Source organism: Streptomyces sp. NPDC048606, from assembly GCF_040650855.1.
Classification (GTDB): domain Bacteria; phylum Actinomycetota; class Actinomycetes; order Streptomycetales; family Streptomycetaceae; genus Streptomyces.
Window position 1 is genome coordinate 20,264 of record NZ_JBEZIB010000059.1, and the last position, 9,795, is coordinate 30,058.

Consider the following 9,795-nt stretch of genomic DNA (forward strand, 5'->3'; position numbering starts at 1 on the left):
GAGAGCAGGCGCTTCTCAGGCGGCTCCAGAAGTGACAGGTCCAAGGCCGGAAGGCAGATGGCGCACGGCTGTCGACACGGCGTCCGCCACCGTGATCGTGTCGACGAGGACCTCACCCATGATGCTGGCACTGAGGGTGTAGCGGGTGTCCCGATGCGCGTCCAAGCAAAGCGGAATGACCGTGAGGCGAGGGCGGGTACTGGTGGAGAATCGCAGCGTCCGATGGCTCGTGAACGGGTAGAGCCCACGCAGTGCCGGTTCGGCATATGCCGCCTCCACAAGCGCGCGATACTCGGGCCAGTCCACTTCGTCTGCCTCCGTGAGCAGGTGCTGCCACTCGGACTCGGCCAGTCGCACCGGATCGTGGTTGGCCACCTCGAAGCGGCCAGTGAGGTGCACGAACGACGCGGCTCGGGAGATGTCGGTCAGCGCTGCCCCGTCGTGCCAGGCTTGCGCCGCCCGGGCGACCTGGGCCAGGTCCTGCGTGGTTCCGTCGATCAGTGCCATACCTTGGAATGACTCGCAGCCGCGGATTGACCACCGCCGTTCGGCTACCCACGCGGTGATCTCCAAGATCGTCCGTTGCGGAACGGTGCTCACGACGGCGGCATGACGCAGCAGGTCGGATTCCGAGGCGATGAACGGGACCGAGAAGCCGTCCTTGATTGCGGCGGCTCGGAGCGCCGCGGCGAGGCTCCCTTCCGTAGCGACGTCGGGATACAGAGCAGCGGGATCAGTTGACGTGGCCATGGATCTGATTCTGCCGCAGCGATCATCCCGTGAGTCTCGCGGACCGGGCACACGCACCACTCTTTGACCCTGGGAACAGCCCGGTATGCCGGTCATCACGATTAGCCCGTCTGCAGAACGACCTATCCAGGCGTACCGCTGCGGACCTGGCCTCATTGAGATCAGGTGGCAGCCAACCCGTAGTCCGGATAATCGTCGGACATGGTCTTGAAAGCGACGGCCGGCCTGCGCAGCAGGCCGGTGGTGACGGTGGCCGCGACGTGCTCGTCGCGGGTCAGTTCCTCCACGGCCCTCACCCGGTTCTCCTGGCGGACCTGGGCGACGTCGTCCGGGAGGTTCGACGCGATTTCCCCCAGATCCTTGATGAGTTGGTTCGCCATGCGGGGCAGCTTGCCGGCACAAAGCAGTCCTTCACGAGCCGTTTGAGGCACCGGTTCGGACGACGGACGAGGAACTCTCCCGGAGCCGACTGCAGAAGGCCGCGGAACTCTGCGGTCTTTCGACGGAAGCTGCCGAGGTCTCGGAGTCGGCATGGGAAGCGGCACTCACGGCGCTCCGTGAAGCGGGTCGCTCCTGCACACCCCGCACTCCGCCCGCCGGCGGGCAGTCGTTGGTGGTCACCTGGCCTGCCGACGGCGTCTTCGGACCGCTCCTGGAAGCGGCCGGCGAGTTCGTCGAGACGGGCGGACAGCACGCCGCCGAGCGTGCCGCCGAGGAGGCCCGTGCCTTGAAGGTCCTCACCACGGTTCCTCACCTGCGTCACTACAGGCAGCCCGCGCCGGCCAAGGGGGCCGACCCGGAGGCCTGGTTCGGTCACGAGAGGATCGGGATCGAGGGCAACGGGTACCTGGCGTTGACCGAGGCCGAACTCGTCGCCGCCACCGGCCGAACCCGCACACGGGGCATTCTCTCCTCTCTCAGGGCTCCTGATTCCTCGGCGTATGTGGTGGTCTGGGATGACCACTCCGCACCTGGACTGGTCCTGAGCGGCGTGCATCTGGCGTACACCGATCCCGAGTACGGCGCCACATTGCTCCACCAGAGACTCCACAGCGCGGCTCAGGCCTTGGTGCCCGGCCCTCGTGACATGGAGTGGCGGTAGGCCCGAGCATCACGGCGCCCTCGAGAGGCGGCGTCCGGTCGATCGACCTCCAGCCGTGGCGGTGCTGGAGGATTTCCTCACCGCCACGGGGACTCGACAAGCCCGATGACCGCCCCTGAACACCGTTGGGTAAGGGAACTTCACCTGCCTTCGGTCGAGTTATCTACGGGGGGGGCTCCCCCGTTGAGTCAAGGAGGGCCGATGTCCGGTACACAGCCGCTGTTCACCCGTGTGGAGCTGAAGGGCCCGCCGGAAGCCGTCGACGAGTTGGTCACGGGCCTGAGCGAAATCGGTGAGATCGCGTTCGACTCACGCAGCACCCCCGATGCCCGCGGGGAGGTCGCCTGCATCGCGGAAGTCGTGACGGCTCCCAGCCTGCCGGCCGCCGGTCCCGGTGAGCTGCGCTTCGTCATCCAGACGGCGTTCGACGTCGATCCCGCGCAGTGGCCGGGTGCTTCGCCTGACGAAATCCGGGCACGGCTGGAGGAGACCGTCGCCGTGGCCGTGTCCCGTGCGGTCGAGAGCGGAAGCGACGTCACGGCGCGGGTGGTCTCCTCCCGTCCGGCCCGAGCGCCTCGGGTATGACCGGCGCGATGCGCTGGGAGGGGGTGTCGCTGCGGTTGGCGGGCTGGAAGGCCGGACCGGGACACCGTTGGCCCGGCCGGCAGGTCATCGCCCTGATGGACGGCGGACAAGCCGGATCCGTGAAGTTCCACGCGCACCCGCAAGGCGCTGCCGTGGAAGTGTCGATGCTGGAGGTACTCGACGGCTTCCGGGGAAGGGGCCTCGCCTCCTTGCTGGTCGACACGGTCTACGAGGCCTATCCGGACGCGTGGATCAATCACGGGGTCCGAACCGTTGACGGTGCGTACTGGTGGGACCGCTACCGCGATCCGGCACCGGAGCGGAACATCCACAACCGGCCTCCAGGGGAATGGGCGGCCTTCTTCATGGCCAGCCGGGTGGCCGCCGACAAGTCCCGTAACGCGTCGTGGAACAGGCATTTCGGCCTCGACGGGCACGGTACGGCCGAATACCGCTACCGGCAGCGGCTGGAGACGGAGTTCATCGGCCACGACCAGTCCTTCCGCCGGCGGGAGGACATGCCGGTGATCGACCCCGCCGTGGAACCCCTGCACGTCGGGCATCTGGTGTATCTGCCCCCGGGACTGCACCGCTACGTGCATGACAGCCGTCATCCGGCGGAGCGGCGGGCACACGCCCTGCTCGACCACGTCGGCCACGGCAACCTGCCGCGTCCCGAAGATCACACCGGATGGTGGAACACATCCCCTGGTGCCGCGCTCGACGACGCACTGCACCGCGAGCTCGCCGCAGGTGGCCGGGGGCCAGGTCTTCCCGCGACCCAGCTCGCTTTCCACGCCCGTCCTCTGTCCGAGGGCGAGGTCCCCGAGTACGAGAGCGCGGGCAGCTATCTGGAGTACATCGACGGCGGTGACGTCCAGGTGGAGCTGGCCGGGTTGTCCTGGCGCCGGATATCGGCTCCTTGGATCCTCCACTCGGTGGTCTTCGATCCGCCCGTCGAGGCCGCTGTTCCCCCGCTCTATCCCGAGGCCGCGAGTGAGACCTATGTGGAGCGATACGACGAGGCCGGGGCGCGTCGCGCTCCGCTGACGCCATGGGAACAGCTCATCACCGAAAGGGCCGAAGAGCTGCGCACTGTCGCGGACCGATTGTTGGACGGCGTCGCCGCCCGCGCGGCCACGGCGCCCCCCAGACCGTCCGTACGAGGCCCCGCCCCGGACCAGGACCCACGGCAGCCACAGTCGACTCCCGCGCCCCGGCCCCGCTCCTCGTAGCCCAAGAAGGACATCGGTACAGGGGCACGTTGAAGCCGGCCGCGCCTGTGTTCGCGTCGGCTACTCGGACCGCGGTTCGCGCAAGGTACTCAGGACCGCCGCGACGTCCGGGTCCGGGAAGCCGGCCGGCCACCACGTGCCGTACTGCGGTAGGGACACCAGAGGCGTGCGTGCCCTGCCCGCCTCGGGATTTCTGCCCATGCTGCTGCGAGAGAGGGGGGTCTGCAGCTGAGTCGGGCGAGTGGGCCCACGAAACGTGATGTCCATCGCTTGGACCGCAGGCCGTCAGGGTGCCGGCCTCCCTGGTGCTGGTCCGTGTCAGTGAATCTCCGCACCGTCGGGGCTCGAGTCGGTTCCACGGGCCGGCAGGCTCGTCAGGACAGTAGCTGGACGCCAACCACTGGAGGAGCCGACGTGGGCAAGCGTGAGAAGGGCCGCAAACACCGCCGGGTGAACCGGACCCCCCCGGCCGGTGGGCCGCTCCCGTTTCGAGCCGCGGACGGCTCTGACGCCGGCTGCGGAAGCCGCCGCCTCGGCCCCGGCCGCCGTCGAGAGCGGCGCCGGCAACGCCCCCGCGCCGCTGCCCCTCCAGGGCGCGGTGGCCGTTGATGGCCCGGCGCTCCCGGCGCAGGCGTCGGTCTTCGCCGGCAAGGCGGACGGAGGCCTCGGCCGGCCCGCCGAGCGGACGTGGAGCGCGCTGAAGGCCGCAGGGCGGGAGATCGCGATGGAGGAACTCTGTCAGGCGACCGGGTTCGCGCCGCGCACGACCGCCAGGCACCTTCAGGGCCTGGCCCGGCATGGATTGGCCGTCCACGGAGAGCACGGCGACTGGGTGGGCGTCGGTCTCGGTGAAGGGGTGCCGCAGCCACGCCCGGAGAATCCGGCGCCGGTCGCGCGGTAGTCGGACACCGTCAGCCCAGAAAGCTGACAGGCGACATCTGCGACGTGTGGAGCGCGCAGGAGGGGCACCGGGCCGGCCTCCTTCCCGCGAACACACACGAGACTTTCCGCGTTCCTCAGCCCCGCGATCAGGGGGTCATTGCGGTTGCGATCTGGGCCAAGCGGGCAGTGGGCCAGGCGAAGCTGTGGGCGGGGTTACGGAAGGAGTAGCCACCGTCGTTGATCAGGTAGCCGCCCTCGCCGGTGGTCCAGTGCGTGGGACCCCACTCCCCCTGATACACGAGACGCGTCGCGGCGATCCGCTCGGGCGCCTCGACGCGGGTTCGGGCGCGCAGCGCCGCGGTCAGGCGCTCGACGGCGTCGTCCGGGAGGGCGTCGTCGCCGAATGCCGGGAGCAGGAGGAGTAGTCGGGCGTGGGGGTCGGTGGTGCTGCCGCCGGGCAGGCCGTTGTCCGCTGCGGCGGTCAGCTCGGCCCAGGACAGGCCGGGGCCCATGAAATGCCCATCGTCTCGCGTCAAGGTCTCGGCCGCATCCCAGTCGGGGTGGTGCACGAGGTAGTCGATGCCCGCCTCCCCCTCCAAGGCGCGATACACCACATACAGGTGGTGGTCACCGGCCAGCGGCACCGTGAACACGGGCCAGGTGTCACCGCCCAGAAGCCGGGACAGCAACGCGCCCGCCTCCTGGTCGTGCGTGTCGCTCAGATGCAGGTGGACCTGCCAAAACAGATGCTCATCCAGGAGTTCGGGCTGGTGGCGGAAGGGGCCTCCGTCATAGCCGGGGATCCGGGCCGGAGGCGTCTGCGGGCTGCTCGTCACGAGGGCCATGATGTCCGCAGCCGCCCCACGAGTGACCGCTGGGGTGCTTGAAGCCTTGCGGGACAGCCCTTCCACGGCCAAAAAGCCACGACGGCCGCGTCGTTGCCGCAACGCCTCGATTGCATGACAACGGACACGCCCCGGCAGCAAGAGCACCGCAGGGACATGGATCAGGTACTCAGGCCGGAGAGGGGAGGTGTTGCCGCAGCCGCGCCCGGGGAATCCGGCGCCGGCGCCCCTCGCGCGGTAGTCGGACGCCGTCAGGCCAAAGAGCGGGCAGGCGGTAGCTGCGATGTGTGGTGCGTGCAGGAGGGGCAGGCGCACGCGTCGGACTCGACGTGGTCGCCCAGGGCTTGGCATTGGAGGCAACCGCAGTAGGCGGGGTCTCCCGGGACCTGCACGCGTCCGGGAACCGGTCGGCGCGGGGCGGGCCATGCCCCGGGGGTGTGGGTCGGATCGAGGAAGTGCTCGGGTGTGGGGGCGGATGCTGCGGGGGCGGGGCTGATCAGGACGCGCATGTAGGATCCCAGGTCGCCCTCTTCACGCATGGCCGTGATGTCGTCGGACTCGGCCGTGAGCATGAGCTGTGTCCCGTTGATACCGCCCGGGCCTGGGAGCTCGGAAGGCTTCGTGCGGGCCCATGCCACCATCGCCCCTTTCTGCGGACTCGTTGCCATACGTCGGAAGACTGCGTCGGCGGCGTCGGCCTCGGGGCGACGGACAGGGGGCTGTTCCGCAGGGCGGGAAGGAGTACCGCTCGAAGTGGTCCGCCGGTCCGCCCTACGGGACATGGCGTTCGGCGTGGCTACGTGGGCGACTTACGGCTCTGGCTCACGTTCAAGTTCTGTGGCGGTGACGCGGCGTATAGCCAGTGCACGCAGGTGCCCGGCCGTGGCAGGATGGCCGCATGTTGATCCGAAAGGGCGATGCCGCGTAGGCGTCCCAAGGCCGTCCGCACAGAGCGGTGGCGGCCACGATGGCAGTATCCGGTCCTGAGGGTCCCCGGTGTCTCCGCGCGGACTCGTGCAGCGATCCGCCGGGTCGAAGACCAGGAGATGTGGCCCAACGCGGTCGCCAAGGCACTCTCAAGTATCGAGTGGGCTTTCAAACAGCCCGGACGCTACCTGGACGCCTCCGCGTTCGATTCGCCCGGGTTGGCGGATGCCCGTGATGACCTGGAGTGGGCGATGCTGCACCTTCCGCCCGGAGCCAGACGGGACTTGGGTCGACTGATCACGTGCATCGATGAGGAATTCGAGCGCCGCACCTTGCCGGAGCCCAACTACATCGATTGGGCCACGTCGTGCTGGTGGTGGACCCGAATGCGTGAAATCTGACCCCCGAGACCGCCACCCTCCCCACAATGAGTGGTGTGCATCGTGAAGTTGCAGGTCACGGGCCTGGTGTGCGTCGGTGTCAGCGGGCGACTTCCCGGTTCGTGAGGACCAGCAGGGCCTGGTCGATCGCCGATCCACGTGCGGACCTCGCTGGTCACCGACGCGGCGAGGGCGTCGGCGAGCTGGACGGGGGTCGTGGCCCAGCCCCCGCGGGTGCCGGCCTGCCGCGTTCCCAGACAGCGAACCGACGGGGTCGGGGGTTGCCCATGTGGCTCCTCCCGGGGGCTGACAGGCCCACTCGTGGCGGGTGTGGTGGGCGGGGCGGATACAGAACCGGCCTGCTCCTGGCGCGGCCGGTTCCGGTCAGATACGAGTGGGGTCCCCGCCATTCCGCACCTATGAGCACCTTGTATGACAGATGCGGCAGCACTCTGAACCCGTGGCCGGGGGAGGTCAACACGAGCCACGGCTTTCGGGAACAGATATCCATCAGGGGGATCTCATGGCGAGACGAGAAAAACTGCGGGTAGCGGTGACGGCAGCCGCAGTATCGGCGCTGCTGTCGGTTGGTTCAGGGGCTGAGGCAGCCGCCGTGGAATGGCGCCCGCGGCCGGGCATGGTCTACCTCTCGGACATGCCCAAGGACGGCACCACCTGGTACGGCATGGCCGCGCGACGAGGCTGGACCGCGCCTGTGTGTGGCCGCTCATGGCCGGATCCGGAGATCAACGTCTGGTCTCGCGAGGTCCAAACGTCCGAGACGGCCGCCGGCCGCCAGAACACCATCCTTTTCGACACGGAGGCGGAAGCGGTCGCCTTCGCAGCCTACGCACGGCAGGTCTACGCAGACTGCCCGACGTCTCCGGACCACGGCCCCAACGCGATCGTGACGGGCTACGACTACGGGACGGTGGACGTGGAAGAAGGAGCCACCGTCCAGGGCATGCGCGTCACCTACTCATTCAACGACAACTACCACAACCACTTGTTCGGGGTGGGCCGCGACGGGGATACCGTGACGCTCATCGAGTGGGAGAGTAACTGGAGCGCCCCGCCGGTCGACTACTTCAAGAACGTCACTGTCAAGAACGTCGTCAACCGCCTCCACTGAGAATTGTGCATCGTGAAGTTGCAGGTCATGGGGCTGGTGTGCGCGGGGCTCGGGGTACTCACGCTGGTCGCGACGGGATGACTTCGGCGTTGATCGTCGGCCATCTGGAGACTTCGCGGTTCGTGAGGACCAGTAGGGCCCTGACCAGGGCGGTCGCCCATTTCGGGTTGGTGCGGACCTTGGTGAGTACGCGCCAGTTCTTCAGGTGGGCGAAGCCGTGCTCGACCGGTGCCCGGACGGCGGCCAGGGCCTTGTTGGAGCGTTTCTGGCCGCGGGTGAGTGGCCGGTTGCGGGCGGCCTTGTATCCGGTGATCACCGCCGGGTCGGCGTCCAGGCTGCTGTCATCGAGGCCGACGAAGCCCAGGTCGGTGATCGCGCCGAGCCCGGCCGCGCGAAGGCGATCGGTGAGGTGGTCGTGGCGGCAGGCCGTGATCTCCGAGGTCCGGCCGGGCCTGGCCGCCGAGACCCACAGCAGGCGGCCCTTGTCGTCGGTGAGCGCGATCACGAGCAGGCCATGGCACTTGCTCTTGCCCGAGTTGTTCTTCCGGTTCTCGCTTCCCGTGCGCCGCCGGGTGCGTATCAGCGAGCCGTCCAGCAGTACGACTCCGCCACCGGATCGGGCGATCTTCTTCAGCACGCGGTCCAGGCGCGGAGCGCGGGCGGCCAGCAGGCCGACGACCTCGCGCACCCAGCGGGTGACGGTGGTGCGGTGCACCCCGTTTCCGCCGGCCAGATCGCCGGGCCGCTGGTCACAACGCAGAACCGCCAGCACGACCCCCGCGATCTTCCCCGCAGGCAGCGCACGCCAGCGTGAGCCGATCTTCTTCAGGTGGCCGCGTATCAAAGTGGCGAGATAGTTCAAGGTGGCACTCGACAGCGGAGGCGAGCGGTGTAGACAAGGCCGTCAGGGCCCTCGGTGAGACCGTTGTTTTTCGTCACATAAACTCAACTGCCACCGGGGGCCCGCCAGTTACGCCCAGCCCGTCATCATCACGGAGTGGCTACCGACGTACGGTGAACCGTCCGTCGGGCCGTTTGTGCAACCAGCCACGATCGGCGAGCTTGGTCATCTTCGCCCGCAGCGGCTCCAGCTTCCCGCGCACCCCCACCTCAAGCCCCAGCTCCTCGCCCACCGCCCTGACCTGCACCGGACCGTCGCCGGCCCGAACGATCCGCAGAATCCGCCGGTAGTCGTCGGGCAGCGCGGTCTCGCCCAGGGCCTCGCCGCGGTGCGGGACAAGCAGCACCGCACGCCCCGCCACCTGCGCTTTCACTGGAGCCACCTCGACGGCGGCCTCCGCCTCGGCCCGGTCCTGTTCGGCCAGCCGGAGCAGAACCCGCTCAGCGATCACCAGCTCCTCCCGTTCCGCCTCGACTTCGCCCAGTCGTTTGCCCAGTTCCTCGGCGAGCACGTCCAGCTCGCCCCGGCGAGCCGTGATCCGCTCCAGCTCGGACAACCCCGCTCCCTCCCCGCGATCCGATGGCACTATCCGCATGGCGACGGATCGTAAGAGGACCCTCACGACAGGCGCAGCAGAACCCCAGAAACCACCCCAGCCGCCCAGTCAGACGATCTTCACCGTGGACACCGGCCGCCGACCAGCCCGAGTATCCCGAAGCCCGCGCACACCAGACCCATGACCTGCAACTTCACGATGCACACCACTCAGTGAGTGCACCGGTGAGCGCGGTCGGTGAACTCACCGACCGGTGAGTCCCGTGGCGGGTTCCTCGGTGACTTCACCGGCGGGTGAGTGAATCGGTGATCGAGCCGGTGAACTCACCGGTGAGTCCCGAAAGACAAAGTGACCTCACCACCTGGGCCGAACGAGGCGCCCCACGCGCGGCCGCCGGCCCCCGGTACACGGACAGACCTCTCCCCTCGGCTATCGCGAGGAAGGACACCTCATGCAGTTAAGCCGTCAAGCCGTAAAGGTAGGCCGCCTCCTCCGGATCT

9 protein-coding genes and 1 pseudogene are annotated in these 9,795 nt (G+C 68.6%); 5 read left to right on the top strand and 5 right to left on the bottom strand.

The genetic code is table 11. The features are described 5' to 3' along the window. Positions 1-15 precede the first annotated feature (15 nt). Entirely contained in the window at positions 16-750 is a 735-nt protein-coding gene (locus tag AB0D01_RS37415; RefSeq protein ID WP_363063451.1) for a DUF6193 family natural product biosynthesis protein, read from the bottom strand. 161 nt (positions 751-911) lie between these two features. Further along, positions 912-1,130, bottom strand: a complete 219-nt coding sequence (locus AB0D01_RS37420) for a DUF6192 family protein (protein ID WP_363063453.1) — start codon at positions 1,128-1,130, stop codon at positions 912-914. Between the two features lie 233 nt (positions 1,131-1,363). Between AB0D01_RS37420 and AB0D01_RS37425 the strand changes: the two genes are divergently transcribed. From AB0D01_RS37425 to AB0D01_RS37440, 4 genes are all read left to right on the top strand, one after another. Then, entirely contained in the window at positions 1,364-1,852 is a 489-nt protein-coding gene (locus AB0D01_RS37425) for a hypothetical protein (RefSeq protein ID WP_363063455.1), read from the top strand. 201 nt (positions 1,853-2,053) lie between these two features. Continuing rightward, positions 2,054-2,437 (top strand): hypothetical protein, encoded by a 384-nt coding sequence (locus AB0D01_RS37430; RefSeq protein ID WP_363063457.1) that lies wholly within the window; start codon positions 2,054-2,056, stop codon positions 2,435-2,437. A gap of 119 nt (positions 2,438-2,556) precedes the next feature. Then, complete coding sequence (locus tag AB0D01_RS37435) at positions 2,557-3,672, top strand: hypothetical protein (RefSeq protein WP_363063459.1); 1,116 nt, start codon at positions 2,557-2,559, stop codon at positions 3,670-3,672. Between the two features lie 472 nt (positions 3,673-4,144). Continuing rightward, positions 4,145-4,573 carry a hypothetical protein gene (locus tag AB0D01_RS37440; protein WP_363063461.1) on the top strand — a complete coding sequence of 143 codons (429 nt, stop codon included), beginning with the start codon at positions 4,145-4,147 and terminating at the stop codon, positions 4,571-4,573. A gap of 127 nt (positions 4,574-4,700) precedes the next feature. On the opposite strand, the gene AB0D01_RS37445 is transcribed toward AB0D01_RS37440, so the two are convergent. After that, entirely contained in the window at positions 4,701-5,390 is a 690-nt protein-coding gene (locus AB0D01_RS37445) for a hypothetical protein (RefSeq protein ID WP_363063463.1), read from the bottom strand. A gap of 1,839 nt (positions 5,391-7,229) precedes the next feature. Between AB0D01_RS37445 and AB0D01_RS37450 the strand changes: the two genes are divergently transcribed. Then, positions 7,230-7,838 carry a hypothetical protein gene (locus tag AB0D01_RS37450; RefSeq protein ID WP_363063465.1) on the top strand — a complete coding sequence of 203 codons (609 nt, stop codon included), beginning with the start codon at positions 7,230-7,232 and terminating at the stop codon, positions 7,836-7,838. A gap of 58 nt (positions 7,839-7,896) precedes the next feature. Here AB0D01_RS37450 and AB0D01_RS37455 read toward each other — a convergent pair. After that, positions 7,897-8,777 (bottom strand): annotated as a pseudogene (locus tag AB0D01_RS37455) (transposase family protein). A 62-nt stretch (positions 8,778-8,839) separates the two neighbouring features. Next, positions 8,840-9,295, bottom strand: a complete 456-nt coding sequence (locus AB0D01_RS37460) for a hypothetical protein (RefSeq protein ID WP_363063467.1) — start codon at positions 9,293-9,295, stop codon at positions 8,840-8,842. Positions 9,296-9,795 lie beyond the last annotated feature (500 nt).

Excerpts from the sequence above, each read along its gene's own strand:
- AB0D01_RS37415 (WP_363063451.1), bottom strand. The coding sequence starts at position 750 with ATGGCCACGTCAACTGATCCCGCTGCTCTGTATCCCGACGTCGCTACG.
- AB0D01_RS37420 (WP_363063453.1), bottom strand. The coding sequence starts at position 1,130 with ATGGCGAACCAACTCATCAAGGATCTGGGGGAAATCGCGTCGAACCTC.
- AB0D01_RS37430 (WP_363063457.1), top strand. The coding sequence starts at position 2,054 with ATGTCCGGTACACAGCCGCTGTTCACCCGTGTGGAGCTGAAGGGCCCG.
- AB0D01_RS37450 (WP_363063465.1), top strand. The coding sequence starts at position 7,230 with ATGGCGAGACGAGAAAAACTGCGGGTAGCGGTGACGGCAGCCGCAGTA.